The sequence below is a fragment of the Streptomyces sp. NBC_01546 genome (assembly GCF_045208355.1).
Lineage (GTDB): Bacteria > Actinomycetota > Actinomycetes > Streptomycetales > Streptomycetaceae > Streptomyces.
Genome location: NZ_CP109379.1, coordinates 1,246,621 through 1,272,568, shown reverse-complemented (window position 1 = coordinate 1,272,568; position 25,948 = coordinate 1,246,621). Strand labels below are relative to the sequence as shown.

Below are 25,948 nucleotides of genomic sequence, written 5' to 3'. Positions count from 1 at the left end.
CGTTCTACGGTGCCCCAGTAAGTCCGGCTCCGCGAACTTTGCGTGAACAGTCCCGAGCGAAAGGCCCTTGACCCGCCTATTGGTCTATGCCAATTTCAAGCCATCCGAGATCCGTCCCCAGAAGGTGACCTTTCGTGAAGATGCGCTTCCTTGCCGTGTGTACCGCCCTTGCCGCCGTGACCGCCCTGACGGGCTGCGGCCAGTCGGGTGACCCGGCCGGAGGTGCGCAGAAGGTGACCCTCTGGCTGATGAAGGGCAGCGCCTCGGACGACTTCATCGGGAAGTTCACGGCGTCCTTCGAGCAGGAGCACCCCGGCGTCGACCTGGACGTCAGGATCCAGGAGTGGACGGGCATCGGCGAGAAGGTCAACGCCGTGCTGGAGGGCAGGAGCAAGGAGAGCGCCGACGTCATCGAGGTCGGAAACACCCAGGTCGCCCAGTACATCGAGACCGGCGGCCTCTCCGAGCTCACCCTCGAAGGGCTGCGCGAATGGGGCAGCAAGGACTGGCTCAAGGGCCTCTCCGACCCGGGGAGCATCGACGGCGCCCAATACGGAGTCCCCTGGTACGCCGCCAACCGGGTGGTGATCTACAACAAGGAACTCTTCGCGAACTCCGGGATCAAGAACACCCCCAGGAACCGCGCCGAGTGGATCCAGGCCACCCAGAAGCTCGACAAGGCGGAGCAGCAGGGCATCTACCTGGCCGGCCAGAACTGGTACGTCCTCGCCGGCTTCATCTGGGACGAGGGCGGCGACCTCGCCGTCGAGACCGGCAGCCGGTGGGTCGGCAGCCTCGACGACGAGAAGGCCCTGGCCGGCATGGAGTTCTACAAGCAGCTCCAGGCCCTCGGCGACGGGCCCAAGGACGCGGACGAGGAGACGCCCCCGCAGTCGGAGGTGTTCGCCCGCGGGGAGGTCGCCCAGATCATCGCCCCGCCCGGCCAGGTCGCCGAGATCGAGGCCGCCAACCCCGCCCTCAAGGGCAAGCTCGGCTACTTCCCCATCCCCGGCAAGACCTCCGACAAGGCGGGCGCCGTGTTCACCGGTGGCTCGGACCTGATCATCCCGGAGCGCACGAAGCAGCGCAGGAACGCGGTCGACGTGATCACGGCCCTGGTCAGCGAGAGGTGGCAGACCGAGCTCGCCCGCACGATGAGCTACGTACCGAACAAGACCACCCTCGCGCACGTGGTCGAGGGCAACGAGGGCGCCGCCACCATGGCCGTGGGCGCCGCCCAGGGCCGGGCCACCCCGAAATCCGCCCGCTGGGCCGAGATCGAGGCGAAGAACCCGATCAAGCCCTTCATGACGGCCGTCCTGACCGGGCAGGACCCGAAGCAGGCCGCCCGGACGGCCTCCGAGACCATCAGCAAGGTGCTCAGCTCCGACCGCTGAGCCGCCGCCGACCCGCCGCTCACCCCCGGAGCCACCGAGTCCGCCACCTGCTCCACCACCGAGTTCAGCGTCCGCACATCCGGGTGCCGCTGAGCGGTCATGTCGAATCCAGCCGGTCACGGAAGAAGTAAAGGAGCCAGGTCGCACACCTGCCGGCCTGGCTCTCCGTGCCCGGATCAGGAGCCGCCATGACCATCGCACCCCTGTCCCCGTCCCCCCTTTCCCCCACCGCCACAGCCAGCGCAACAGTCACCGCGACAGGCACCGCCACCGCCCCCGCCACCGGCAGTGCCCCCGCCCCCGCCCAGGGCCCCCGCTACGCCGTACGGCTCGCCCGCAACGAGAGCGAGGTGCGCGCCGCCCAGCGGCTGCGCCACCAGGTCTTCGCCGGCGAGCTCGGCGCCCGCCTGGACGGGCCCGAGCCCGGTCTCGACATCGACGCCTTCGACGCGTACTGCGACCACCTCCTCGTCCTGGACGAGGAGACCGAGCAGGTCGTCGGCACCTACCGGCTGCTTCCCCCGGAGCGTGCCGCCGTCGCCGGGCGCCTCTACTCCGAGGGAGAGTTCGACCTCTCCGCCCTCGCCCCCATCCGCCCCGACCTGGTGGAGGTCGGCCGCTCCTGCGTCCACCCCGACCACCGCAACGGCGCCGTCATCGCCCTGATCTGGGCCGGCCTCGCCCGCTACATGGACCGCTCCGGGCACAACTGGCTCGCCGGCTGCTGCTCGATACCGCTCGCCGACGGCGGGGCCCTGGCAGCCGCCACCCGCGAGGCCGCCCTGGCCCGCGCCTCCGCCCCCCAGGAGTACCGGGTCACCCCCCACCTCCCCTGGAACCCCGAGGGCATCACCTTCCCCGCGCGCATGGAACTGCCCCCGCTGCTGCGCGGCTACCTGCGCCTGGGCGCCTGGGTCTGCGGCGAGCCCGCCCTCGACGCCGAGTTCGGCTGCGCCGACCTGTACGTGCTGCTCTCCCTGCGCCGCACGAACCCGCGCTACCTCAAGCACTTCCTCTCGCTCGTCCCGGGCGCATGAGCGTCTGGCTGCCCACCTCGCCCTGCACCCCCGAGGCCTGCGCCGGCCACGAGGGGCGCACGGCGAGCGTCCCGCTCGCGGTGCTCCGGCTCGTCGCCGCCGTGTTCCTGATCCTGGCCGGGATCCTCGGCGCCCCGCCGGTGCGGCTGCTGCCGGCCCGGCCCCGGCACGCGGTGGTGCGGGCCTGGTCGGCCGCGCTGGTCCGGGCCTTCGGCATACGCATCACCGTGCACGGAAGCCCCGGCCAGGGCGGCGGGCGCCTGATCGTCGCCAACCACATCTCCTGGCTGGACATCCCGCTCGTCGCCGCCGTCATGCCCTGCCGGATGCTCGCCAAGAGCGACATCCGGGCCTGGCCGGTCCTCGGCCGCCTCGCCGGACAGTCCGGGACCCTGTTCATCGAACGCGAGCGCATCCGCGCCCTGCCCGCCACCGTCGAGACCATGACCCGCGCGCTGCTGGCCGGTGACCGGGTCACCGTCTTCCCCGAGGGCTCCACCTGGTGCGGGCGCGCCCAGGGGCCCTTCCGCAGGGCGGCCTTCCAGTCGGCACTGGACGCGCGGATCCCCGTACACCCCATTCGCCTCGCGTACCTGCGGTGCGACGGGGACACGGCCGGAGAGCCCGCCTTCGTCGGGGACGACCCGCTGACCGCCTCGCTCTGGCGGATCGCGCGGGCCCGGGGAGTGCGGGCCGAGGTCACACTGCTGCCGCGGATCCCGCCGGGCCGGTACGCGGACCGGCGGGACCTCGCTGCCGCGGCTCAGACGGCGATCACCTCAGCCGCGTCCCTTCCCGGCATCCCGACTCAGCGCTCCGCGCCGTCGGCGACCGACAAGGACAGCGCGAAACGGCCCGCCGCGTCCGTCCACCACTGGACCAACTCCAGCCCTGCCGATGCCAGTTCCTTGCGCACGCCCTCCTGACGGAACTTCGCGGACACCTCCGTCAGGATCTCCTCACCCGCCGCGAAGGGCACCACCAGATCCAGCGCCCGGATCTTCACCAGCAGCTCCGACCGGGCACGCAGTCGCATCTCGATCCACTCCTGCTCCCGGTTCCACACCGCCACGTGCGCGAAGTCGGCGGTGTGGAAGTCCGCGCCCAACTCCCTGTTGATCACGGCCAGCACGTTCTGGTTGAACTCGGCCGTCACCCCCTGCGCGTCGTCGTACGCCGCCACCAGCACGGCCTCGTCCTTGACCAGGTCCGTGCCGATGAGCAGCGTGTCCCCGGGCGAGAGCATCGCCCGTACGGACGCCAGGAACACCGCCCGGTCCGGCGGCAGCAGGTTCCCGATCGTGCCGCCCAGGAACACCACCAGCCGGGGTCCGGGCGTTTCGGGCAGCTGCATCGCCCTCGTGAAGTCTGCCAGCAGGGCGTGCACCCGCAGCCCCGGATGAGCCGCCAGCAGCGTCTCGGCCGCACCGGCCAGGGCGCTCTCGCTCACGTCCACCGGGATGTAGGTGTCCAGCGCGGGCATCGCCTCGATCAGGTGCCGGGTCTTCTCCGAGGATCCCGAGCCCAGCTCGACCAGCGTCCGCGCCCCGCTCGCCGAGGCGATCTCCTGCGCCCGCTCGAGCAGGATCTCCCGCTCCGCGCGCGTCGGGTAGTACTCGGGCAACCGGGTGATCTCCTCGAAGAGTTCACTGCCCCGCGTGTCGTAGAACCACTTCGGCGGCAACACCTTCGGATTCTGCGTCAGCCCGTGCAGCACGTCCGCGCGCAGCGCCGCCTCGGCGGCGTGCTCGTCGAGGGTCCGGGTCATCTGGAAGTCACTCACGGGCGCTCCTTCTCCCCCGACGGGGTTTCCTTGAGGGGGGTCAGCTCGACCCGGGTACAGGTGGCGGTCAGCAGGGTCCGGTCGGGTACCTCGTACCAGCGGGAGTCGTCGTCGTACGGCTCGGACGCCACCACCGTGCGCCGCGCATCCGCGTCGACCAGGTACCAGAGCGAATCGCCCCAGGCCGTCGCGGCGATGGCCGCGCCGTCCGTCAGCAGCAGGTTCAGCCGCGAACCGGGAGCGGCCGCGGCCAGCTCCAGGACCGTCCCGGCCAGCGCCGCGCCCAGCTCCTCCCCGGCACGCAGCCGGTGCAGGACCAGCGCCCAGATCAGCGCCGAATCGGTGCGCGACTCCAACTGGAGCAGCTCCTCGGGCGGCAGGCCGAGCGCGAGCGGGGCCGCCGCGTCCGGCCAGTCCCGTATCGCGCCGTTGTGGCTGAACAGCCACCGCCCGTCCGCGAACGGAGCGGCCGCGGCCTCCCCGTCGGCCCCGGGCCGGGTGGCATCGCGTACGGCGGCCAGCGCGGCCCCGCTGCGCACCACGCGGGCGAGATCGGCGAAGGTCAGATCGGACCAGATCGGCCCGGCCCGGCGGTAGCGCGCGGGCACCGGGTCGCCCTCCGCGTACCAGCCGACGCCGAAGCCGTCGGCGTTGACCGTGCCGCTGCGCTGGCGGCGCGGTTCCCAGGACTGGTGCACCAGCGAGTGCTCCGGGTCGCACAGCAGCCGTCCGAGCGCCATCTCCGGGCCCAGGTAGGCGAGATGACGGCACATCAGACGTCCCTCGCGGTGCGGAAGCCCGAGAAGATCTGCCGGCGCACCGGAAGGTCCCAGTTGCGGAAGGTGCCCCGGCAGGCCACCGGGTCGACCGCGAAGGAACCGCCGCGCAGCACCTTGTGCTCGGGGCCGAAGAACACCTCCGAGTACTCGCGGTACGGGAAGGCCCGGAACCCCGGGTAGGGCAGGAAATCGGAGGCCGTCCACTCCCACACGTCGCCGATCAGCTGGCGCACCCCCAGCGGGGAGGCCCCGGCCGGGTAGCTGCCCGCCCGGGCCGGACGCAGATGGCGCTGGCCCAGATTGGCGTGGGCGGGCGTCGGATCGGCGTCTCCCCACGGATAGCGGGTCGAGCGGCCGGTGGCCGGATCGTGCCGGGCCGCCTTCTCCCACTCGGTCTCCGTGGGCAGCCGGCGCCCCGCCCAGCGGGCATAGGCGTCCGCCTCGTACCAGCTGACGTGCAGCACCGGTTCGTCGCCAGGCACCGGCTCGGTCACCCCGAAGCGGCGGCGCAGCCACTGGCCGTCCCCGGGCCCCTCCCGGTGCCAGAACAGCGGTGCCTCGATGTGGTGTTCGCGGATCTGCCGCCAGCCCGCCGCGGCCCACCAGCGGGGCTCGCGGTAGCCGCCGTCCGCGATGAACGCCTCGTACGCTGCATTGGTGACCGGCACCGTGTCGATCCAGAACGGCGCCGTGTCCCGGGGGTGCGCGGGCCGCTCGTTGTCCAGTGACCACGGCTCGGTGGAAGTGCCCATGGTGAACGGTCCGCCCGGCACCAGGACTTCGGCCACCAGTGGCGCCTCGTACGGGGCCTCGGGCTCCGGAGCCGTCAGCACGGGCTCGCCCCGCCGGAGCTGATGGGTGATCAGCATCGTCTCGTCGTGCTGCTGCTCGTGCTGGGCGATCATCCCGAAGGCGAAACCGTCGTCGAGCAGCGCGCTGCCCTCCAGCGGGGTGCGCTCCAGCAGGTCGAAGACCCGGCCGCGCACCTCGGCCGCGTACCGGCGGGCCTCCGCGGGCCCGAGCAGCGGCAGTTTCGGCCGCTCGGAGCGGGGATGCTCGAACGCGTCGTAGAGCGGGTTGATCTCGGGGTGCAGCGACTCGCGTCCGGCGACGCGGCCCAGCAGCCAGAGCTCCTCCTGGTTCCCGATGTGCGCCAGGTCCCAGACCAGCGGGGACATCAGGGGCGAGTGCTGCGCGGTGAGGTCCTGGTCGGTCACCGGGTCGGTGAGCGCGGCCGTCCGGGCCCGCGCGGCGGTCAGTGCGGCGGCCGCCCGCTCCCGCAGGCCGGGGTGGGATTCGGTGGTCATCGGCCGGCCTCCTTCCCGGCGCCGGCGGACTGCAGCCGTGGCGGGTCGTCGGCCGGGCAGCGGCCGCGCAGCACGAAGCGCTCGGTGAAGGCACCGACCGTCTCCCGGACGTGGGCGCTCGCGCCGAGCCGGGGCAGCGCCTCGGAAGCGGCCCGGAAGCAGGCCTTGGCGGCGGCCCGCAGCTCCGGATCGCTCAGACCGCGCCGGGCGGCGGACCGCCACAGCGGATTGCGGGGCGCGGGTGCGGAGCCGTACATGTCGGCCAGCGCCTTGGTCACCCGGTACGCGGTCTCCGAGGCCTCCGGATCGTCGAACAGCGCGTGCACGACGGCCACCGGGACCAGCCAGCCGTCGTCGCCGGGCTGCGCGTCGATCATCCGCAGCTCCAGGTGGCCGCGCGGCCGCACCGGCGGGAACAGCGTGGTCAGGTGGTAGTCCAGGTCCTCCGCGGTGGGGGGCCGCAGCCCCGGGTACGCCGGATCGCCGCCCGTGCGCAGCCAGTCGCGGAAGGTCAGGCCCTGCGGGATCGTCCACGGCTCGCCGTCGTACGACCGCACGCACATCACCTCGGTGTCCAGCGCATGCCGGGTCCAGCCGTCCCGCGGCGGGACGTCCAGCGGCGGGGCGAGCGAGCGTCGGCTGTCGATGTCCGCCCAGTTCCCCTGGCGGGCACACCGCCAGCCGGCGTACGGACCCTCGGACACGGCGGAGTTGGCGAACGCGGCCACCAGGACCGCGCCCAGCAGGTGCGCGAGCCGCCAGCGCCGGCCGTGGCCGAGCGCGCCGGGCTCCTCGTACCCGGCATCGACGCACACCTGCACGGAGGCGGAGGCGCGCATCATGGTGCGCCCGGCCGGGCCGGTGCGGTCGAGGTAGGCCTCCATCGCGTCGTAGCGCGGGCTGGCCAGCAGCCGGCGATGGGGGAGGCGCGGATCCCGGCCGTTTCCCTCCAGGACCAGGCCCTGGGCGAGCAGGGCGGCCCGTACGGCGGTGAGATCGGCCTGGAGGCCGTCCACGCAACCGCTGAGGGAGGTGGCGGGGGCCGAGCTGAGCTCCAGCTGGCCGCCCGGTTCGACGGTGACCCGGGAGTTCAGGGGCAGGGCGCGAGCGGCGGCGTGCGCGGCGTGCAGCCGCTCGGGGGACGGGGGCCGACCGGGCCGCTCGGCGTCCAGGACGAGCCATTCGAGCTCGGCACCGAGGAGGCGGGGCGGGCCGGTCTTGAAACAGATGCCGTGGATCAGATCCTCGGCCTGGCTCTCGGATATGGGCGAGGGCGGGGGAGCGGGTGAGTTCATGGGCATGACCGGGTCCTCTTCTCCTGTCGTCGGTCGTGACATCGCTCGTGACATCACCCGTGCCTACCCGTCTGTCGCCTGCAAAATCCTTTTACCTCTGGGGGGCGTGATGCGCAGGATGCTGGTGTGAGCAGCAGATTGCGTGAGATCGCGCGGGAAAATGCGGAGATCGTGGCGGCCGGCGGATACCGGACGCGGTCGGGACGGCGGGTCGAAATGGCCGCCGCCCTGGCGGAAGCCAAGGCAGGAACCAGAATATATGGACCAAACCGGGTCATTCCAGGCGGGGAGATCGCGGGTGAGGGGGGTGAGACGGCCGTCGAGGTCACCGGGGAGAGCAGTACGGTCGCAGCCCGCAGGCTCGCGGCGGAGGGCGCCCCGGTGGCGGTGCTGAACTTCGCTTCGGCCCGGAATCCCGGGGGCGGCTACGTCCGCGGCGCCAAGGCCCAGGAGGAGGCGCTGTGCCGCGCCTCGGCCCTGTACGAGACCCTGCTTCAGGCTCCGGAGTACTACGAGATCCACCGCGCGGAGCGCAGCACCTTCTACACCGACCGGGTGATTCACTCGCCGGGGGTCCCCGTTTTCCGCGACGACCGAGGCGAGCTGCTGGAGACCCCGTTCCAGGTCGGTTTCCTGACCTCGCCGGCGCCGAACGCGGGCACGATCCGCCGCCAGGAGCCGGAGCGGGCCGCCGAGATCCCGGGGGCGCTGGTACGGCGGGCCGGGCTCGTCCTGGAGGTGGCCGCCCTGCACGGCTACCGGCGCCTGGTGCTCGGCGCGTGGGGGTGCGGGGTGTTCCAGAACGAGCCCGCGGTGGTGGCGGAGGCCTTCCGGGGGCTGCTGGCGGACCGCTTCGCGGGTGTGTTCGACCGGGTGGTGTTCGGGATCCTTGACCGCAAGCCGGAGACCCGGGAGGCCTTCGAGCGGGCCTTCGAGCGGACCGTCGGCTAGATCGGTTCGGCGGCCTCGAGCAGGCGCGGCGGCAGGTAGGCGGACGAGACGTTGATGTTCCAGCCCCGGCGGCGGGCGTGGCAGGCCAGCGCCAGGACGTCGAGGGCGACCGCCGCGTCGGGGCGCTCGGCGCGGTCCCCGACGAGGTAGTGGTCGCGATGGGCTTCGAGGGCGTCCAGCAGGGCCAGGTTGAAGCTCTCCTCGTCCCCCTCGACCAACTGCGACAGGAGGACGGCCGGCGGCTCGGGGAAGCCCCAATCCCTGGCCTTCACGGCGTCGGCCAGCGCCTGGCCGGTGGCGGGCTCGGGATCGTCGGCGCGCAGGTAGGCGTGCAGGGCCCGGCGGTAGGAGGCGTAGGCGGAACGGTCCTCCTGGTGGAACGCGGGACCGGTGAGGACGAACGGGGCGAGATCCTCGCGGTGGCCGGTGATCAGGGCGAGGATCACCCCCTCGTGCCACGGCCCGGGGCCCGTCTCCACACTCCGGTCGGCCGGGACCGCGAGCCGCTGCCCGTCGACCGTCACCTCGACCTCTGTGCCGGGCTCGGCGAGTGCCGCACGGAAGATCGTGGAGCTCAGCCGGGCCGCGAGGCGAAGGCCCTCCCACTGCGCGTCCGTGGCGTCCGCGGACTGCGCGGCGCGTGCCTTGAACAGGAGCTTCTGGTAGCCGACGGCCTGCGCCAGATTCCAGACCGCGGAGGCTTCCCCCGGCGCCGGGGTGATGGCCTCCCGGGCGTACTGCTCGACCAGCGCCTCCGCCTCGGGGTCGACGGGCCGCGGGCGCGCGGGCCGCTCGACCGTCAGCGGACCGGCGGCCAGCGCGGCGACCGCATCCGGCCGGCGGGCCCGGCCGTACGCCGCCACCCGCGGTCCCGCGGTCTCGAATCCGGTGACCAGCGCCCGCGGCAGGTAGCCGGTGTCGATGGGGGGCTGCCAGCCCTCGAGGCGACGGGCGAGCGCGGTCAGTGCCAGGGGCAGGAGGGGGAGCAGGGTGCGGGGCGCGGCGGCGGGGCCTCCGTCCAGGGAGGCGTACGGGAGCAGCAGCGCGGCCAACTCGCCGCGGAACGCCTCCCGGTCGCCACGGGTCAGGGCGCGCAGCGCGCGGAGTCCGGCGCTGTGCGGGTGGCCCGCGAGGTCCTCCCCGCTCCCGGCCTGCCGACTGCCGATCCGGGCGAGCGCGGCGTCGAGCGCGGCGAGCTTCTCCTCGCGGGACGGCGGGACCCTCTGGTATTCCTTCCCGATGTCACCGCTCACGCAGGCGAGCAGACCATTGATCAACTCGGCCGAAGGGCTTCCCGGCTGAGGCGCCGGGCGGGCGAAGTGGAAGGCCTCGCCGTGGTGTTCGGTCTTGCCAACGAGAACCGCGAGACAGAAGGCCTCGATCCAGCGGTCCGCGCCGACGGGCTCCGGGCTGCCGTCCGCCTCGGGGTCGTAACGCAGGCCGAAGTCCGCGTAGGTGAGGAAGACGTCGAAGGGGTTGTGCGGGTAGTACGCGGCGTACGCCACGGCTCCGGCGGCGGCCTCGGCGGCGTCGCCGAGGGCCGCCTTCGCCTCCGGGGTGTCGAGGTCGGGGTTCTCGACGGAGAGCGCGCCCAGGTAGTCGAGGAACTCCTTCGCGATCAGCCACCATTCGTGGCCGGTCACCGGACCGGCCTTCGCCATGGAGTGGACCTGCCCGCCGATCCGGTTGGCGAAGTCCTCACGGGCCGCCGACAACGCGGCCTCGTCCACCCGGTGTCGTTCCATGCGCACTGTTTTCCCGCTCCCCTTGATCACGTACGCGGCCCAGGCTAGAGGGCGTCGCGGCGAAGGAGCCGGGCGGGTGGGACCCCCGGGCGGCTACCGCCAGCCGTAGCGCTCGCGCAGCCGGTCGACCACCAGTTGGAAGCGTCCCCGGTCCAGCGCGCAGGCCTCGCGCCGCATCCCCGCCTCGTGCACCCGCAGCACCCGGTCGACGTCCACCCACGACTCCCGCCCCGCGCTGTCCCACGGACCGGTGCCGATGGGCACCCACTCCCGGTCCTGGTCGTGCCGCTTGCTGGACAGCTGTACGGCGAGCAGCGTCGGCCCGCCCGGTTCCCGGGCCACGACCAGCACCGGGCGGTCCTTGCCGCGGCCGTCGTTCTCCTCGAAGGGGACCCAGGTCCAGACGATCTCGCCGGGGTCGGGATCCCCGTCGGGGTCCGGGGCGTAGGAGGTCCGCACCGGCCCGATGGCGCGCGGATCGGCCTCGGTGGTGGCGGGGGCTCCGTCGCGGCCGGGCTGGTCGGTGTGGTGGTTGCCGTGGGGGGAAATAGCCGTCATCCGGGTGAGGTTAGCGGGTCGGGATTCCGCTTGCCCGGCAGCAGGGACCCGAGTGGCGCGGTCAGTGCGTGACGAGGGCCATGACGAGGCCGTCGTAGCCCTTGCTGCCGACGGTTTGCAGGGCGGTGGCCGTCAGCCGGGGGTGCTCCGCGATCAGCTCGGTGAAGCGGCGGACGCCCTGCACACGGGGGTCGGAGCTGGTCGCGTCGACCACGGCGCCGTCGCGGACGACGTTGTCACCGATGATGACGCTGCCGGGCCGCGTGAGCTTGAGCGCCCACTCGAGGTACTCGGGATTGGACGGCTTGTCGGCGTCTATGAAGACCAAGTCGAACGGCGCGGTGCCCGCGAACTGCGGGAGGAGGTCGATGGCCCTGCCGTGACGGATGTCGACGCTGTCCTGCAACCCGGCGCGGGCGATGTTCGCGGCGGCGATCTCCGCGCACCGCTCGTCGACTTCCAACGTGACCAACTGCCCGCCTTCAGGCAGGGCCCGGGCGAGCCAGATGGTGCTGTATCCCCCCAGGGTGCCGATCTCCAGGATCCTGCGGGCCCCGCGGATCCGGGCGAGGAGATGGAGCAGCTTCCCCTGGTTCGGAGCGACCTGATGGGCCGGCAGCCCCGCCGCCTCGCTGTCGGCCGCGGCGCCCGTCAGGGCCTCGTCCTCCTCGACCAACAGCCCGTCGAAGTATGCGTCGACGGCCGTCCAGGTCTGCTGAGCCATTGGCATCCCCTCTCGCTCCCATGAGTTCCCAAAGGGAACTTACATCAGATCGGCTTTCTTCAACAGTCCGTTGAAAGCTCTGGCGCCATGGCGAGATGGGAGATGTGCGTCAGATCGTCAGTTCAGGGTCGCCGTTGGAGCCGCAGGTCGGGTTTTCCCGTGCGGTGCGGGCAGGGCAGTACGTCGCCGTTGCGGGAACGGCTCCGATCGGGGATGACGGGGCCACCGTCGGGCCCGGCGACGTCTATGCGCAGACGGTGCGGTGCCTGGACATCGCCGAGACGGCACTGCGGGAGGCAGGGGCATCCATCGAGGACGTGGTGCGGACCCGCGTCATGCTGACCGACGTGACGCGGTGGAAGGAGGCCGCGCGGGCGCACGGGGAGCGGTTCGCCTCCACTCGGCCTGCGTGCACGTTCATGGAGGTTTCCCGGTTCATCGAACCCGACTGGCTCGTCGAGGTGGAGATCGACGCGGTGACGGGTCAGGAGCAGGGCTGAGGGCGCCTCTCGGCCCACCCCTCCGCCGACTCCACCTGCGCCGCGAGCCCCAGCAGGGTCGGTTCGGAGTCCGCCGGGCCCAGTAGCTGTGCCCCCAGCGGCAGGCCGTCTTCCGTGAAGCCCGCAGGGATGTTGACCCCCGGCCAGCCCAGGACGTTCCACGTCCAGGCGTACGGGCAGGCGGCGATCATCGCCCGGTCCGTGGCCATCGCCCCCAGGCCGGCCAGTGCTCCGATCCGCAGGGGCGGGGTGGCCGTCGTCGGGGTCAGGACCACGTCGAAGCGGCCGAAGATCTCCCCGACCCGCCGGGCCAGTACCGACTCCGCCCGTCGGGACACCCGCAGGGGCAGGCCGCCCAGGATCCGGCCCGACCGTACGGCCTCGTGCGTCCGGGGGTCCAGCAGCCCGGGATCCGGCACCCGCGACGCCCAGTCCCGGACGCCGCTGGTCGCACGGGGGACGAAGGTCAGGCCGATCGGTCCGTACCGGGGATCCTCGGGGACCACCTCGTGGCCCAGCGACTCCAGCCGCCCGGCCAGCCGCTCAACCGCCGAACGAACCTCTGGATCTAGGGACTTGGGCGTCGCCGTGAAAGGCATCGCGAAGGAGAGGGCGATGCGCAGCCGGCGCGGGGTGCGATGGGCCGCCTCGACGGCCGAGATGCGGTCCGGGCGGTGCAGGTCCTCGGGGTGCGGGCCGCTCGCCGCGTCCAGCAGCAGCGCCGCGTCGGCGACCGTGCGGGCCAGTACGCCGTTGACGGTGAGCCCGTGGAAGGACTCCGGCTCCGGCCAGGTGGAGATGCGTCCGCGCTGCGGCTTCACGCCTATCAGGTGCGTCCAGGCGGCGGGGATCCGTACCGAGCCCGCGCCGTCGGACCCGAGCGCCGCCGGGACCAGCCCCGCCGCCACCGCCGCCGCCGAGCCGCCCGAGGAACCGCCGGGCGTGTAGGCGGTGTTCCACGGATTGCGGGTCTCGCCGAAGGCCTCGCCCTCGGTGAAGGGCCACTGGCCCAGCTCCGGCGTCTGGGTCTTGCCGACGATCACGGCTCCGGCCGCGCGCAGCCTGCGTACCGCCTCGCTGTCGGTGGTCTTCGCGGGGAAGTTCCCGCCGCAGCCGAAGGAGGTCGGCTCGCCGGCCACGTCCATGTCGTCCTTGACGGCGAGCGGGACGCCGAGCAGCGGCAGCCGCTCGCCCGCGGCCAGCCGCCGGTCCGCCGCGTCCGCCTCCAGGAGGGCGGCCTCGGCGCGTACGGTCCGGAAGGCGTTGAGCTCCGGCTGGGCGTCCGCGATCCGGTCCAGCGCGCGCTCGGTCAACTGCCGTGCGGAGACGCTGCCTTCGGCGAGCGCCACCGCCATCTCCACCAGGCCCGAGGGCCCGCCTGCGGAGCCTGTGCCTGAGCCTGAGCCGCAGGCGACCGGGCCGGCCGCCGGGACTGTTGACGCTGAAGTATCGGACACCGCGACCACTCCCCATTACCGATCGGTAGGAAGACGGTAGTGGGGAGTGGTCGGGGGTGACTAGATCCAGCCCTCCAGAGACGCCATGAACCCGTCGAAGTCGTCGCGGTGGATGGTGTGTCCGGCCCCGGCGACCGAACGCACCTCGAAACCACGGCTCTTGAGGACCGCCGCGCGCTCCTCCGAGATCAGGGTGCTCGGGTCGGCGAGCTGTACGAGCGAGGGGACCACCGGCGCCGCCGGCATCAGGTCGGCTCCCATCAGCGGGCCGAGGCTCAGGGCGGTGGCCTCGTCCCACATCGCCAGCGTCTCCCGCTCGATGTCCACATCGGCCTCCTCCCAGCGCGGGTTCATCGCCCGGATCTGCTCCTTGGGCGCCGACTTGAACTGCGCGAGCATCTCCGGCCCGAACCCCTCCACCGGAGCGGCGAGGTACCACGCCGGGTCGGAGAACACGGCGCGCCGCGGCCTCAGCCGGTCCACCGCGAGCGACAGGGTCAGGCCGCCCAGGGAGTGGCCGATGGCGAGCTCGGCGCCGGCCGGGAGGGTCTCGACCACGTCGTCCGCGTAGAGCTGCGGGCTGTACTCGCCACGGCCGCTGGCCCCGTGGCCGCGCAGGTCCACGGCGATGACGCGGTATCCGCGGTCGGCGAGGGCGGGACCGACCCGGCGCCAGGTCCGGTGGTCGGCCATGATTCCGTGGATCAGGAGGGCGATGCGGTCGCCCTCGCCCCAGCTCTGGGTGTGCAGCAGCAAGGTGGTGCCTTTCTGAGGTGAATGGAACGAGGTGAATGGAACGAGGTGAACGGGAGGAGGCGAACGGGAGGGCGCGCAGAGGTCAGCGCACGCTGCGGATCGGCTTCACGGCCAGGGCGCCCGCCACCGCCAGTACGGCCGCGACGACGAACAGGGCGGTGTACCCGCCGCTGAGCGAGACGATGACCGAGGCGATGAACGGCGCGACGATCTGCGGACCGGCGTTGGCGATGTTGAGTACGCCCATGTCGCGGGCCGCGTCCTCGGCCTTGGGAAGCACCATCGTCACGAGCGCGGTGTCCACGGCCATGTAGCAGCCGAACGCGAGCCCGTTGACGACCGAGAAGGCCAGCATCGCGGTCCAGCTGGTCGACACGGCCGGGATCACCAGCGCCACCGCCGACAGCAGCGCGGAGGCGCCCACGAAGAGCTTGCGGCGGTCGAACCGGTCGGAGAGGTAGCCGCCGAGGACCGTGGAGACGACCATCGCCACACTGGTCAGCGGCATCAGCACCGCCACCGCGGCCTCCGGCGCCATGCCCTCGGGCAGCACCGTGTGGTCCTGGAGGATGTAGAGCTGGTAGCCGCTCACCGCGAAGTATCCGAGGACGAGCAGCGCCCGCCCGATGAAGGCCCACCGGAAGTCGTGGTCGCGCAGCGCGCCCACGAAGGCGGCGAGCTGGGCCTTGACGGGCATCGGGGCGCGGGCCGGGAGCCGCTGCTCGCGGGTGCAGGCGGTGAAGAGGACCGCGGAGCCCGCCACGAGTGCGCCGAAGACGAGGTACCCGGTGCGGTAGTCCTCGGAGAAGGCCGCGCCGACCAGCGCGCCGAGCGTGGAGCCGAAGGGCAGGCCCAGGCCGACGGCCGCGGAGGCCTTGCCGCGCGCGTTCACCGACACCCGGTCGGGCACCACGGAGGTGATGGCGGCCTGGTAGACGTTCATGACGGCCTGGCCGAGGCACCAGGCGATCGTGATCAGCAGGATCGTGTCGGCGAAGCCGAGCAGGAACATCGCCGGTACGGCGGCGAGTCCGCCGCCGAGGATCCAGGGGTTGCGCCGTCCGGTGCGGTCGGACAGGGCTCCGGCGACGGGGTTGAACACCGTGGCGAAGATCGCCGAGACCCCTGCGATCAGGCCGAAATTCGCGACCTTGTTCGCCGGATCGATGTCTTCCACCTGGAGCGCGAGCAGGACGCCCGCCACGCCGACGTACAGCGCGTACATGGCGCTGTTGCCGACCAGCAGCAGCGGGAGCAGGCCGCGTCCAGGGCGGGACGGGCCGGACGTGCCGGTGGCCGTGCCGGTGCCGGTGCCGGTGTCGGGGGAGGAAAGGCCCACGGTGCCCTCCTGGGCTGGTACGAGGGATGAGGCGCGCCGCCCTGTCGCGACGGCAGGGGTGCGACGGAGCGCGACAGGGCGACGACACGACAGGACACGTCAAGCGGCACGCCCGGTGAAGGGGATGTGACGCCTGGGTTACACGTGTCAATGAATCGTGTAACCACTGTGTAGCATTCGTTTCCGGCCATCCGCTAGCCCCCGGCCCCAACCGGTCTGGAAAGATGCCACGGCAATGTCTCAGTCATCGAAATCGCCGAAGCCGCCGGCACCGGCACCCGCCTCCGGGCCCCCCGCGGCGCCGCCCACGCCGCCCCCCGTGCCGACCAGCGCCGACGTGGCCCGGCTCGCGGGCGTGTCGCGCGCGACGGTCTCGTACGTCCTGAACAACGCGGAAGCCGTGCGCATCAGCGAGCCGACCCGCCGCAAGGTGCGCGAGGCCGCCGAGGAACTCGGGTACGTACCGCACGCGGCGGCCCGCAGCCTGCGCGCCGGACACACCCGGATCGTGCTGCTGCCCACCTCGCACGTGCCGATCGGGCCGCTGTACAGCACCTTCCTCAACGAGCTCCAGTGGGCGCTGCGCCGGCTCGACTACACCGTGGTCCAGTACGGGAGTCTCGGCCTCAGCGGCGACGAGGCCGCGCGCGCCTGGGCGGAGCTGCGTCCGGTGGCCGTGATCTCGCTGGGCGAGATCACGCTTTCGGCGCACAACGTCGCCACCCTCAAGCGGGCCGGGGCCCGCGCGGTGATCACCATGGGCCCGGTCAGCGTGCCGGGTGCGCACGCGCTGGTCATGAACCAGGAGGAGGTCGGCGCCCGGGCCGCCGCCCACCTGGTCGAGCGCGGCCGGCGCCGGATCGGCGTGATCGTGCCCGAGGAGGACGGGCTGGGGCTGTTCTCCGTACCCCGTCTGAGCGGTGCCCGCTCGGCGGTGCGGGCTGCGGCGGGGGCCGGGGCGGAGATCGAGGCCCTCCCGATGGCCTATTCCGAGGAGTCGGCCGCGGCGCTCGCGGCCCGCTGGCGCGGACTCGGCCTGGACGCTGCCTTCGCGTACAACGACGAGTACGCGATGCTGCTCATGCGGGCCCTGCAGGACGAGGGGCTGCGGGTCCCCGAGGACGTCGCCGTCATCGGCGCCGACGACCTGCTCATCGGACGGCTGCTGCGGCCCCGGCTGAGCACGGTGCAGATCGAGCTGCCGACCGGTGACCACCTGGCCTCGCTGGTGGACCGCGCGGTGCGGGAGCCGTCGGAGGCCACGGAGCGGCACGACCTGATGGCGGCCGCGGCCGTCCAGCGCGAGTCGACCTGACGGCCGGCGGCCGAGACCACTTTCGCGACAGAGTCCGGGGCACGACAGAATCCGGGGGGCCGTTGACAGGCGGTGACCTGCGGACGGAGACTGCGGGCGCGTCCCACCGGGCGCGCCCGGCGGCGTCTTGAGGTGCCCACACACGCACCGAAGCGCCACCGCCCGTACGGATCCGCCCAGGAGCGACCCCATGAGCATCCGCACCGTCCGCGACGTCTACGTCGTCGACGCCGTCCGCACCCCGATCGGCAAGTTCGGCGGGGCCTTCGCCGGAGTCCGGCCGGACGACCTCGCCGCGCACGTGGTCCGCGCGCTGGTGGACCGTACGCCCGACCTCGACCCGGCGCGCATCGACGACGTCGTCTTCGGTGACGCCAACGGCGCGGGCGAGGACAACCGCGACGTCGCCCGCATGGCGGTGCTGCTGGCCGGCCTCCCGGTAAGCGTCCCCGGGGTCACGGTCAACCGGCTCTGCGGATCCGGCCTCGAAGCCGTGATCCAGGCCGCCCGCGCCATCGCGCTCGGCGACGCCTCCGTCGCCATCGCGGGCGGAGTCGAGTCGATGACCCGCGCCCCCTGGGTGGTGCAGAAGCCCGAACGCACCTTCCCGGCCGGCCACCAGCAGATGTGGTCCACCACCCTGGGCTGGCGGATGACCAACCCGCGCATGCCCGCGGAGTGGACCGTCTCCCTCGGCGAGGGCGCCGAACTCGTCGCCGACAAGTACGCCATCACCCGCGAGGCGCAGGACGCCTTCGCCCTCGAGAGCCACCGCAACGCGGCCGCCGCCTGGGCTGCCGGTCTGTACGACGACGAGGTCGTGCCGTACGAGGGCGTGGACCTGGTACGGGACGAGTGCATCCGGGAGGGTTCCACGCCCGAGGCGCTGGCCCGGCTGAAGCCCGCCTTCCGTACGGACGGCCGGGGTACGGTCACGGCCGGCAACGCCTCCCCGCTCAACGACGGGGCCGCCGCACTGCTGTTGACCGACGAGGCGGGACTGGCCGCCACCGGCCGGGAGCCACTCGCCCGGATCAGCGCCTCCGCCGTCACCGGAATCGAGCCCCAGCTCTTCGGGCTGGGCCCGGTGGACGCCGTCCAGCGGGCGCTCGGCAAGGCCGGCCGCGAGTTCGCCGATCTCACCACCTTCGAGCTCAACGAGGCCTTCGCCGCCCAGGCGTTGGGCTGCTTGGCGGCCTGGCCGGAGCTCGACCCCGCCGTGGTCAACCCGCGCGGCGGCGCCATCGCCATCGGCCACCCGCTCGGCGCGTCGGGTGCCCGGCTGGCCGGTTCGGTCGCGCACCAGCTGGCGGCGGCGGGCTCCGGTACCGGCATGGCGGCGCTGTGCATCGGGGTCGGGCAGGGCATCGCGCTCGTCCTGGAACGCTGAACCTGCCCCTGGCTCGGGAGTGTCGATCGTTTCCGGTCACGGTCACATGTCAACTGCCCAATAACTGAACAGAAGTGGAGCCTTCGGTCTGGCACGATGGCGCGTGCTGCCGCCCCCCGCACCCGCCATCCCCACCCGGAGGCCCCGCGCCATGCCGCTCCTCGATCCGACGCTCTGGCAGGACGGACCCACCCTCACCGGCGGCGCCGCCCCGGTCGTCGAACCCGCCACCGGCCGCACCCTCGCCACCATCGACCTGGCCGCGCCCGCCGATGTCGCGGAGGCCGCCGTACGGGCCCTGGCCGCGCAGCGCGACTGGGCGCACGCCACCCACCTCGAGCGGGCGGCCGTGCTGCGCCGCGCCGGGGACCTGTTCACCGCGCACGCCGAAGAGCTGCGGGAATGGCTGGTGCGCGAGTCCGGCTCGATACCCGGCAAGGCCGACTTCGAGCTGCACGTCGCCGCGCAGGAGTGCTACGAGGCCGCCGCGCTGGCCTCCCGCCCGACCGGGCAGGTGCTGCCGAGCGAGGCGCCCCGGCTCTCGTTCACCCGCCGGGTGCCGGCCGGGGTGGTCGGGGTCGTGGCCCCGTTCAACGCCCCGCTGATCCTGTCGATCCGCTCGGTGGCGCCCGCGCTGGCCCTCGGCAACGCGGTGCTGCTCAAGCCGGACCGGCGCACCGCCGTCTGCGGCGGCCTCGCCCTCGCCGCCGTCTTCGCTGCCGCGGGACTGCCGGGCGGGCTGCTGCACGTTCTGCCGGGCGGTGCCGAGACGGGGGCCGCGGTCGTCGCCGACCCCCGGGTCCGGGTGGTCTCCTTCACCGGATCCACCGCCGCCGGCCGGTCCGTCGGCGAGCTGGCGGGCCGTCATCTCACCCGTGCCCACCTTGAGTTGGGCGGCAACTCCGCTCTCGTCGTGCTCCGCGACGCGGACGTCGAGGCCGCCGTGGCGCAGGCCTCCTGGGGTTCCTTCTTCCACCAGGGCCAGATCTGCATGACCGCCGGCCGCCACCTCGTGCACGCCTCGCTCTACGACGAGTACGTGGAGCGGCTCGCCGAGCGCGCCGAGGCACTGGCGGTGGGGGACCCGTACCGCGAGCCGGTCCACCTGGGCCCGCTCATCGACCGCGCCCAGGTGGAGCGCGTACACGCCCTGGTGGAGGCCAGTACCGCACAGGGCGCCAAGCTCGTCGCGGGCGGCACCCACCGGGACCTCTTCTACCGCCCGACCGTGCTGGCGGGGGTTTCCGACGACACCCCCGCCTACGCCGAGGAGGTCTTCGGCCCCGTCGCGCCCGTACGGTCCTTCGCGACGGAGGAGGAGGCGGTGGAGCTGGCCTCGGCCGGTCCGTACGGGCTCTCCCTCGGGATCGTCACCCGGGACGCGGCGCGCGGGCTGGACCTGGCCGACCGGATCCCGACCGGGATCGCGCACGTCAACGACCAGACGGTCAACGACGAGGCCGTCGCCCCGTTCGGCGGGGTCGGCGTCTCGGGCACCGGTGCCCGATTCGGCGGCGAGGCGAACCTGGACGCCTTCACCGAGCTTCGCTGGACCACCACCCGCTCCACTCCCGCAGGGCATCCGTTCTAGGAGTCGTCCGGTCGCGGGCGCGATGATCGCGGGCGGAATGATGCGGACAGGTCGTTCGTTCAAGGAGCAGAACGCTCAATCAGGAGGTCAGGACACCGTGGCTACAGTCGAGCTCACCAAGGAAAACTTCGACCAGACGGTCAGCGAGAACCCGTTCGTGCTGATCGACTTCTGGGCGGGCTGGTGCCGGCCGTGCCTGCAGTTCGCCCCTGTCTACGAGAAGGCCTCGGAGGCCCATCCCGACCTGGTCTTCGCCAAGGTGGACACCGAGGCGCAGCAGGAGCTGGCGGGAGCGTTCCAGATCACCTCGATCCCGACCCTGATGATCGTCCGGGATCAGGTGGCCATCTTCTCCCAGCCCGGCGCCCTGCCGGAGGCGGCACTGACGGACCTCATCGGGCAGGCCCGCGCCCTCGACATGGACGAGGTGCGCGCGAAGATCGCCGCGGACCAGAAGCGCGCGCAGGACGGCGGCACGCCGGAGGCCTGAGTGCGTGACGCCGCCCCCGCCGGGCGGTGACACTGACCCGTATGACTGAGGCCGTGGAGTACGACGTAGTGGTGCTCGGCGGGGGACCGGCCGGCGAGAACGTAGCCGACCGGACCCGCGCCGCCGGGCTGAGCACCGCGCTGGTCGAGAGCGAGCTCGTGGGCGGGGAGTGCTCGTACTGGGCATGCGTCCCGAGCAAGGCGCTGCTGCGCCCGGTGCTGGCCCGGGCCGATGCCCGCCGGGTGCCGGGCCTGGCGGGCGCCGCCGAGGGACCGCTGGACACGGCGGCGGTGTTCGCGCACCGCGACTACTGGACCGGGAACTGGAAGGACGAGGGCCAGATCGACTGGCTCGACTCGGTCGGCGCCCATGTGTACCGGGGCCACGGCCGGCTGTACGGGGTCCGGAAGGTCGCCGTCACCAGCCCCGAGGGCCAGCACCACGTGCTGTCCGCCCGCCACGCGGTGGTGGTCGCCACCGGTACCCGGGCTGTGATCCCCGACGTGCCGGGGATGGCCGGGGCCGGTCCCTGGACCAGCCGGGAGGCGACCTCTGCCCAGGCGGCGCCGGGCCGGCTGCTGATCGTGGGCGGTTCGGTGGTGGCCGCGGAGATGGCCACGGCATGGCAGGGCCTCGGATCGCAGGTCACCGTACTCGTCCGCGGCTCGGGGCTGTTGCCGCGGATGGAGCCCTTCGCGGGCGAGCTGGTCGCCGAGGCGCTGCGTGAGGCGGGCGCGGTGGTCCGTACGGGCGTGGCCGTCGAGGCCGTCGTACGCGACGGATCCACCGGCCCGGTCACGGTGGTGCTGGAGGGCGGCGAGATGCTCGAGGGCGACGAGCTGCTGGTGGCGACCGGCCGCGCGCCGCGGACCGAGGACATCGGGCTGGACACCGTCGGGCTGCCCGCGGGGCAGTGGATCGGCGTCGACGACAGCTGCCTGGTGCCCGGGCACGACTGGCTGTACGCCGTCGGGGACGTCAACCACCGCGCGCTCCTGACCCACCAGGGCAAGTACCAGGCCCGGATCGCGGGAGCCGCCATCGCCGCGCGCGCCGCCAGCGGAGCCCCGCTCGACACCGGACCCTGGGGCGCGCACGCGGCGACCGCCGACACGCGGGCCGTCCCGCAGGTGGTCTTCACCGATCCGGAGGCCGCCGCGGTCGGCCTGAGCCTGGCCGAGGCCGAACGGGCGGGCCACCGGGTCCGCGCCGTCGACTACGACATGTCCAAGGTGTCGGGCGCCGGACTCTACGCCGACGGCTACCGCGGCCGGGCCCGGATGGTCGTCGACCTGGACCGCGGGATCCTGCTGGGGGCCACCTTCGTCGGCCCGGGCGCCGCCGAGCTGCTGCACGCGGCCACCGTCGCCGTCGCGGGGGAGGTCCCGGTCGAGCGGCTGTGGCACGCGGTCCCGGCCTTCCCGACGATCAGCGAGATCTGGCTCAGGCTGCTGGAGACGTACCGGGGCTAGCGGGAACGGCGCGCACGTCGGCGGCCAAGGGCGGCCAAGGGCGTGCGCACGCCGTCAAAGACCGATCAAAGACTCATCCAGATGAAGGAGCAATCGCCGGTGATCGTGATCGCCCACCTCAGCGACATCCATCTCGACGGCGGCCCGCGGGCGGCCGACCGTACCCGCGCCGTCATGAACTACCTCGACGCCCTGCCCCACGACGTGGACGCCGTGCTGGTGAGCGGGGACATAGCCGACCACGCCGCCGCCGACGAGTACGAGGAGGCGGCCAAGCTGCTGCGCTCGCGGCACCCGGTGGTCGTATGTCCCGGCAACCACGACGAGCGGGTCGCCTTCCGGCAGGGGCTGCTGGGGGAGGAGACCCCCTCCGCGGAGCCCGTCGACCAGGTGCTGCGCGGGGAGGGATTCGTGCTCGCGGTGTGTGACTCGTCCGTCCCCGGTGAAGACCACGGCCTCCTGGAGGAGTCCACGCTGGCCTGGCTGGACGGAGTCCTCGCCGACACCCCGCGCGAGACCCCGGTCCTGGTCGCCTTCCACCACCCGCCGGTCCCGCTGCACGTTCCCTACGTGGACACGATCCGCCAGTTCGGCGAGGAGCGGCTCGCCGCTCTCGTCGAGCGGCACCCGCACCTGACCGCGTTCCTGTGCGGGCACGCCCACACCGCGGCGGCCACCACCTTCGCGGGCAGGCCGCTGCTGGTCGCGCCCGGAGTGGTCTCCACCGTCCGGCTCCCGTGGGAGGCGCCGACCGGGACCTCCGAACACGTCCACCTCGACGAGCCGCCGGCCGTCGCCTTCCACGTCATCGGTGACGATGGCCGGCTGACGACCCACTACCGGGTGGTCGTCGCCCGCCGGTAGCTGCTGCCGTCCCGGGTCCGGGTGAGATGGCCCGAGGTGATCAGATAGCGCCGCAGTGCCGAGCAGTCCTCGTGCACCGTGCGCAGCGCGTCGTTCACCTCGGGCTCGGTGTACGCCCGGTCCGCCGTGAAGAGGGTCTCCGTGAGGTGTACGAGCAACTGCTCGCGCCGGGCCGCCTTGCGCGGGATCGAGGTGAGGCGGCCGCCGGAGAAGAGGTCGGAGACGTCCCGGTGGGTTCGGACGGCGGGCTGTTGATGCTCGGTGCTCTGTGACATGACAGGGAGCCTCCCTCAGCCCCCGCCGCCAGGCAACGCAATTTCGAATGCCCGGCGCCTCCGCAAAAAGTGACGGTCGTTCATCTTACTGAGCGGTAGATCCGCCAGTACCCTCCCCCGTGACCGGTTCCTGCCCCCCACGGAGGAGCACGTATGCGACGCCCCACCGCTCGCCTGAGAACTGCCCTCGCCGCCGCACTGATCGCCCTCGGCGCGCCCCTGCTGACACCGCCCGTCGCCGCTGCCGCGGGCGCCGCCGACCCGGTGCCGCTCCCGATCGCCGACTACTGCGGCGGCCAGTGTTCGGACGTCCTGCCACCCGGCCAGAACGGCAACGCCACGCTCGCGCAGATCCTGCTGCACAAGGCGTTCGGCACGATGCCCGCCCACACCTCGGACCAACTGGCACGCTACGACTCGCTGGTGGCCGGGTATCCGGGTCTGACCGACGCCAAGGTCAACGACTTCTTCAACAACGCGGCCTTCGGCGTGCCCGCCGACCAGGTCGAATCCACCGCCAGCCCGCGCTCCGACGTCACCATCACCCGCGACAAGAAGACCGGCGTCCCTCACATCAAGGGCACCACCCGCTACGGGACTTCCTTCGGCGCGGGCTACGCCGCCGCCCAGGACCGGCTCTGGCAGATGGACCTCTTCCGGCACGTGGGACGCGGCGACCTGACCCCCTTCGCGGGCGGCGCCCTCGCCAACCAGGGCCTGGAGCAGCAGTTCTGGCCGCAGGCCCCGTACACCGAGGCCGACTTACAGGCCCAGGTGGACCGGATCCGCACCACCGAGGGCGAGCGCGGACGGCTCGCGATGGAGGACGCGCAGGCCTACGTCGACGGCATCAACCTCTACCGCACGCAGTCCAAGAGCGGCCGGTACTTCCCCGGCGAGTACGTCCTCACCGGCCACATCGACTCGATCACCAACGCCGGCGAGATCCAGCCCTTCAAGATCACCGACCTGATCGCCCTCGCCTCCGTCGTCGGCGGCCTGTTCGGCGGCGGAGGCGGCGGTGAGGTCCAGGCCGCGCTGTCCCTGCTGTCCGCGCAGCAGAAGTACGGCCTGGAGGAGGGGACCAGGGTCTGGGAGTCCTTCCGCCAGCGCAACGACGCCGAGGCCGTGCTCACCGTCCACGACGGCACGAGCTTCCCGTACGCCCAGAAGCCCGCGAACCCGCAGGGCGCCGCCCTCCCCGACGCCGGATCCGTGGTTGCCGAACAGCTCGTGTACGACCGTACGGGCGCGGCGACCGCCAAGGAGGCCGCGAGCCCGCCCAAACCCGTCAAGCAGAGCATGTCCAACGCCCTGCTCGTCTCCGGCGCCCGCACCGCGAGCGGCCATCCCGTAGCCGTCTTCGGGCCGCAGACCGGCTACCTCGCGCCCCAGCTCCTCATGCTCCAGGAGCTCCAGGGCCCCGGCATCAGCGCCCGCGGCGCCTCGTTCGCGGGTGTCAGCATGTACGTGCAGCTGGGCCGCGGCCAGGACTACGCCTGGAGCGCCACCTCCGCCGGCCAGGACATCACCGACACCTTCGCCGCCGAGCTGTGCGAGCCCGGCGGCGGGACACCGACCAAGTCGAGCACCTCGTACCTCTACCGCGGCACCTGCACCCCCATGGAGAAGCTGGAACACACCAACGCCTGGAAGAAGTCGGTCGCCGACCCCACCCCCGACGGCTCCTACCGGATGCAGGTCTGGCGCACGCACTACGGCATCGTGACCCACCGCGCCACGGTCGCCGGAAAGCCCGTCGCCTACACCGCGCTGCGCTCCACCTACCGTCACGAAGCCGACTCGATCATCGGCTTCCAGATGCTCAACGACCCCTCGTACGTCAAGGACGCCCGCACCTTCCAGCAGGCGGCCCAGCACATCGGCTACGCCTTCAACTGGTTCTACGCCGACTCGCGCGAAGCGGCCTACTACAACAGCGGGTTGAACCCCGTGCGTCCGGCGGGCGTGGACGCGGCCCTGCCCGTGCACGCCCGGCAGCAGTACGAGTGGCAGGGCTTCGACCCGGCCGCGAACACCGCCGCCTACACCCCGCCCGCCGAGCACCCGCAGTCCATCGGACAGGACTACTACATCAGTTGGAACAACAAGCAGGCCAAGGACTACAGCGCGGCCGGCTTCGGCATGGGCGCCGTCCACCGCGGCGACCTCCTCGACCGCCGGGTCAAGCAGCTCGTCACCGCCGGCGGGGTCACCCGCGCCACGCTCACGCAGGCGATGGCCGAAGCCGCCGTCACCGACCTGCGCGCCGAGAACCTGCTGCCCGAACTCCTCGCCGTCCTGCGCAGCGGACCGATCGCCGACCCGGCGGTCGCTGCGGCGGTCGACAAGCTGGCCGCGTGGCAGACGAGCGGTACCAAGCGCAAGGAGACCGCCCAGGGTTCGAAGACGTACGCGCACGCCGACGCGATTCGGATCATGGACGCCTGGTGGCCGCTGCTGATCGAGGCCGAGTTCAAGCCGGGCCTCGGCGCCCCGCTGTACGACGCCCTGCGTGCCTCGCTGACCGTCGACGAGGCACCCAACGCGGGCCACGGGCCGACCGGTTCGCACGCCGGGTCGGCCTTCCAGTACGGCTGGTGGAGCTACGCGGATGAGGACCTGCGCATGGTCCTCGGCCGGCCGGTGGCCGATCCGCCGCCCCAGGTGTACTGCGGCGGCGGCTCGCTCGCCGCATGCCGCGAGGCCATGACCGCCACGCTCGGGCAGGCGGCAGCGGCCACCCCGGCGGCGGTGTACCCGGCCGACGGGACCTGCGCGGCGGGCAACCAGTGGTGCGCTGACTCGATCGTCCAGCGCCCGGTCGGCGGGCTGTCCCACCCGCAGATCAACTGGCAGAACAGGCCGACGTACCAGCAGGTGGTGGAGTTCCCGGCACACCGCTGAGGCCGTGGCACGACAG

At 72.7% G+C, this 25,948-nt stretch carries 23 protein-coding genes; 12 read left to right on the top strand and 11 right to left on the bottom strand.

Features of this window, described 5'->3' with window-relative positions:
• The first annotated feature begins 134 nt into the window (after positions 1 to 134).
• The 3 genes from OHA89_RS06280 to OHA89_RS06270 all read left to right on the top strand — a co-directional run bounded on the left by OHA89_RS06280 (position 135) and on the right by OHA89_RS06270 (position 3,360).
• Positions 135 to 1,397 (top strand): extracellular solute-binding protein, encoded by a 1,263-nt coding sequence (locus OHA89_RS06280; protein WP_406365594.1) that lies wholly within the window; start codon positions 135 to 137, stop codon positions 1,395 to 1,397.
• Between the two features lie 188 nt (positions 1,398 to 1,585).
• Positions 1,586 to 2,434, top strand: a complete 849-nt coding sequence (locus OHA89_RS06275) for a GNAT family N-acetyltransferase (RefSeq protein WP_406365592.1) — start codon at positions 1,586 to 1,588, stop codon at positions 2,432 to 2,434.
• Positions 2,431 to 3,360, top strand: a complete 930-nt coding sequence (locus OHA89_RS06270; RefSeq protein ID WP_406365590.1) for a lysophospholipid acyltransferase family protein — start codon at positions 2,431 to 2,433, stop codon at positions 3,358 to 3,360. Before OHA89_RS06275 ends, OHA89_RS06270 begins: the two co-directional genes overlap by 4 nt.
• Here OHA89_RS06270 and egtD read toward each other — a convergent pair.
• The 4 genes from egtD to egtA are packed head-to-tail and all read right to left on the bottom strand — an operon-like array spanning position 3,243 to position 7,604.
• A complete protein-coding gene (egtD, locus tag OHA89_RS06265) occupies positions 3,243 to 4,217 on the bottom strand; it encodes an L-histidine N(alpha)-methyltransferase (protein ID WP_266613405.1) in 975 nt (324 codons plus the stop codon). The genes OHA89_RS06270 and egtD overlap by 118 nt on opposite strands.
• Positions 4,214 to 4,990 (bottom strand): ergothioneine biosynthesis protein EgtC, encoded by a 777-nt coding sequence (gene egtC / locus OHA89_RS06260; protein WP_266613404.1) that lies wholly within the window; start codon positions 4,988 to 4,990, stop codon positions 4,214 to 4,216. Before egtC ends, egtD begins: the two co-directional genes overlap by 4 nt.
• The gene (gene egtB, locus OHA89_RS06255) at positions 4,990 to 6,303 is read right to left on the bottom strand and encodes an ergothioneine biosynthesis protein EgtB (protein WP_406365588.1); all 1,314 of its coding nucleotides are present in this window, start codon (positions 6,301 to 6,303) and stop codon (positions 4,990 to 4,992) included. The genes egtC and egtB overlap by 1 nt, the downstream gene beginning before the upstream one ends.
• A complete protein-coding gene (gene egtA, locus OHA89_RS06250) occupies positions 6,300 to 7,604 on the bottom strand; it encodes an ergothioneine biosynthesis glutamate--cysteine ligase EgtA (protein WP_406365586.1) in 1,305 nt (434 codons plus the stop codon). Before egtA ends, egtB begins: the two co-directional genes overlap by 4 nt.
• Positions 7,605 to 7,724: 120 nt before the next feature.
• Here egtA and OHA89_RS06245 point away from each other — a divergent pair, with 120 nt between their 5' ends.
• Positions 7,725 to 8,549, top strand: coding sequence for a TIGR02452 family protein (locus OHA89_RS06245; RefSeq protein WP_266613399.1), 825 nt, complete (start codon positions 7,725 to 7,727; stop codon positions 8,547 to 8,549).
• Here OHA89_RS06245 and OHA89_RS06240 read toward each other — a convergent pair.
• The 3 genes from OHA89_RS06240 to OHA89_RS06230 all read right to left on the bottom strand — a co-directional run bounded on the left by OHA89_RS06240 (position 8,546) and on the right by OHA89_RS06230 (position 11,576).
• Positions 8,546 to 10,294, bottom strand: coding sequence for an immunity 49 family protein (locus OHA89_RS06240; protein WP_266613398.1), 1,749 nt, complete (start codon positions 10,292 to 10,294; stop codon positions 8,546 to 8,548). The genes OHA89_RS06245 and OHA89_RS06240 overlap by 4 nt on opposite strands.
• Before the next feature lie 93 nt (positions 10,295 to 10,387).
• Positions 10,388 to 10,852, bottom strand: coding sequence for a type II toxin-antitoxin system PemK/MazF family toxin (locus OHA89_RS06235; RefSeq protein ID WP_266613396.1), 465 nt, complete (start codon positions 10,850 to 10,852; stop codon positions 10,388 to 10,390).
• A 61-nt stretch (positions 10,853 to 10,913) separates the two neighbouring features.
• Positions 10,914 to 11,576 (bottom strand): O-methyltransferase, encoded by a 663-nt coding sequence (locus OHA89_RS06230; protein ID WP_266613395.1) that lies wholly within the window; start codon positions 11,574 to 11,576, stop codon positions 10,914 to 10,916.
• A 95-nt stretch (positions 11,577 to 11,671) separates the two neighbouring features.
• Between OHA89_RS06230 and OHA89_RS06225 the strand changes: the two genes are divergently transcribed.
• Complete coding sequence (locus OHA89_RS06225; protein WP_257553155.1) at positions 11,672 to 12,076, top strand: RidA family protein; 405 nt, start codon at positions 11,672 to 11,674, stop codon at positions 12,074 to 12,076.
• Here the strand turns inward: OHA89_RS06225 and OHA89_RS06220 are convergent.
• The 3 genes from OHA89_RS06220 to OHA89_RS06210 form a co-directional block, all read right to left on the bottom strand.
• The gene (locus OHA89_RS06220) at positions 12,061 to 13,431 is read right to left on the bottom strand and encodes an amidase (RefSeq protein WP_266615293.1); all 1,371 of its coding nucleotides are present in this window, start codon (positions 13,429 to 13,431) and stop codon (positions 12,061 to 12,063) included. The genes OHA89_RS06225 and OHA89_RS06220 overlap by 16 nt on opposite strands.
• 162 nt (positions 13,432 to 13,593) lie before the next feature.
• Entirely contained in the window at positions 13,594 to 14,289 is a 696-nt protein-coding gene (locus OHA89_RS06215) for an alpha/beta fold hydrolase (protein ID WP_406365582.1), read from the bottom strand.
• Positions 14,290 to 14,371: 82 nt separating this feature from the next.
• Positions 14,372 to 15,628: an MFS transporter gene (locus tag OHA89_RS06210; RefSeq protein ID WP_406365580.1), complete on the bottom strand. Its 1,257-nt coding sequence runs from the start codon at positions 15,626 to 15,628 to the stop codon at positions 14,372 to 14,374.
• A 235-nt stretch (positions 15,629 to 15,863) separates the two neighbouring features.
• Here OHA89_RS06210 and OHA89_RS06205 point away from each other — a divergent pair, with 235 nt between their 5' ends.
• The 6 genes from OHA89_RS06205 to OHA89_RS06180 all read left to right on the top strand — a co-directional run bounded on the left by OHA89_RS06205 (position 15,864) and on the right by OHA89_RS06180 (position 22,750).
• Positions 15,864 to 16,943 carry a LacI family DNA-binding transcriptional regulator gene (locus OHA89_RS06205; protein ID WP_406365578.1) on the top strand — a complete coding sequence of 360 codons (1,080 nt, stop codon included), beginning with the start codon at positions 15,864 to 15,866 and terminating at the stop codon, positions 16,941 to 16,943.
• A 190-nt stretch (positions 16,944 to 17,133) separates the two neighbouring features.
• Positions 17,134 to 18,333, top strand: coding sequence for a thiolase family protein (locus tag OHA89_RS06200; protein WP_257553151.1), 1,200 nt, complete (start codon positions 17,134 to 17,136; stop codon positions 18,331 to 18,333).
• 151 nt (positions 18,334 to 18,484) lie between these two features.
• Positions 18,485 to 19,924 carry an aldehyde dehydrogenase family protein gene (locus tag OHA89_RS06195; protein ID WP_266613387.1) on the top strand — a complete coding sequence of 480 codons (1,440 nt, stop codon included), beginning with the start codon at positions 18,485 to 18,487 and terminating at the stop codon, positions 19,922 to 19,924.
• A gap of 97 nt (positions 19,925 to 20,021) precedes the next feature.
• Positions 20,022 to 20,414: a co-chaperone YbbN gene (locus tag OHA89_RS06190; protein ID WP_257553149.1), complete on the top strand. Its 393-nt coding sequence runs from the start codon at positions 20,022 to 20,024 to the stop codon at positions 20,412 to 20,414.
• A gap of 41 nt (positions 20,415 to 20,455) precedes the next feature.
• Positions 20,456 to 21,886, top strand: a complete 1,431-nt coding sequence (locus OHA89_RS06185) for an NAD(P)/FAD-dependent oxidoreductase (protein ID WP_266613383.1) — start codon at positions 20,456 to 20,458, stop codon at positions 21,884 to 21,886.
• A gap of 81 nt (positions 21,887 to 21,967) precedes the next feature.
• Complete coding sequence (locus tag OHA89_RS06180; RefSeq protein WP_266613381.1) at positions 21,968 to 22,750, top strand: metallophosphoesterase; 783 nt, start codon at positions 21,968 to 21,970, stop codon at positions 22,748 to 22,750.
• Here OHA89_RS06180 and OHA89_RS06175 read toward each other — a convergent pair.
• Positions 22,723 to 23,025, bottom strand: a complete 303-nt coding sequence (locus OHA89_RS06175; protein ID WP_266613379.1) for a DUF2087 domain-containing protein — start codon at positions 23,023 to 23,025, stop codon at positions 22,723 to 22,725. The two genes, OHA89_RS06180 and OHA89_RS06175, sit on opposite strands and share 28 nt — an antisense overlap.
• A gap of 153 nt (positions 23,026 to 23,178) precedes the next feature.
• On the opposite strand from OHA89_RS06175, the gene OHA89_RS06170 reads away from it, so the two are divergent.
• A complete protein-coding gene (locus tag OHA89_RS06170; protein ID WP_406365574.1) occupies positions 23,179 to 25,932 on the top strand; it encodes a penicillin acylase family protein in 2,754 nt (917 codons plus the stop codon).
• The last annotated feature ends 16 nt before the right edge of the window (positions 25,933 to 25,948 follow it).

Bases quoted from the DNA above. Each gene is read 5' to 3' on its own strand.
- OHA89_RS06275 (WP_406365592.1), top strand. From the start codon at position 1,586: ATGACCATCGCACCCCTGTCCCCGTCCCCCCTTTCCCCCACCGCCACA.
- OHA89_RS06270 (WP_406365590.1), top strand. From the start codon at position 2,431: ATGAGCGTCTGGCTGCCCACCTCGCCCTGCACCCCCGAGGCCTGCGCC.
- egtC (WP_266613404.1), bottom strand. From the start codon at position 4,990: ATGTGCCGTCATCTCGCCTACCTGGGCCCGGAGATGGCGCTCGGACGG.
- egtB (WP_406365588.1), bottom strand. From the start codon at position 6,303: ATGACCACCGAATCCCACCCCGGCCTGCGGGAGCGGGCGGCCGCCGCA.
- egtA (WP_406365586.1), bottom strand. From the start codon at position 7,604: ATGCCCATGAACTCACCCGCTCCCCCGCCCTCGCCCATATCCGAGAGC.
- OHA89_RS06240 (WP_266613398.1), bottom strand. From the start codon at position 10,294: ATGGAACGACACCGGGTGGACGAGGCCGCGTTGTCGGCGGCCCGTGAG.
- OHA89_RS06235 (WP_266613396.1), bottom strand. From the start codon at position 10,852: ATGACGGCTATTTCCCCCCACGGCAACCACCACACCGACCAGCCCGGC.
- OHA89_RS06230 (WP_266613395.1), bottom strand. From the start codon at position 11,576: ATGGCTCAGCAGACCTGGACGGCCGTCGACGCATACTTCGACGGGCTG.
- OHA89_RS06225 (WP_257553155.1), top strand. From the start codon at position 11,672: ATGGGAGATGTGCGTCAGATCGTCAGTTCAGGGTCGCCGTTGGAGCCG.
- OHA89_RS06220 (WP_266615293.1), bottom strand. From the start codon at position 13,431: ATGGCGGTGGCGCTCGCCGAAGGCAGCGTCTCCGCACGGCAGTTGACC.
- OHA89_RS06205 (WP_406365578.1), top strand. From the start codon at position 15,864: ATGTCTCAGTCATCGAAATCGCCGAAGCCGCCGGCACCGGCACCCGCC.
- OHA89_RS06200 (WP_257553151.1), top strand. From the start codon at position 17,134: ATGAGCATCCGCACCGTCCGCGACGTCTACGTCGTCGACGCCGTCCGC.
- OHA89_RS06195 (WP_266613387.1), top strand. From the start codon at position 18,485: ATGCCGCTCCTCGATCCGACGCTCTGGCAGGACGGACCCACCCTCACC.
- OHA89_RS06185 (WP_266613383.1), top strand. From the start codon at position 20,456: ATGACTGAGGCCGTGGAGTACGACGTAGTGGTGCTCGGCGGGGGACCG.
- OHA89_RS06180 (WP_266613381.1), top strand. From the start codon at position 21,968: ATGAAGGAGCAATCGCCGGTGATCGTGATCGCCCACCTCAGCGACATC.
- OHA89_RS06175 (WP_266613379.1), bottom strand. From the start codon at position 23,025: ATGTCACAGAGCACCGAGCATCAACAGCCCGCCGTCCGAACCCACCGG.
- OHA89_RS06170 (WP_406365574.1), top strand. From the start codon at position 23,179: ATGCGACGCCCCACCGCTCGCCTGAGAACTGCCCTCGCCGCCGCACTG.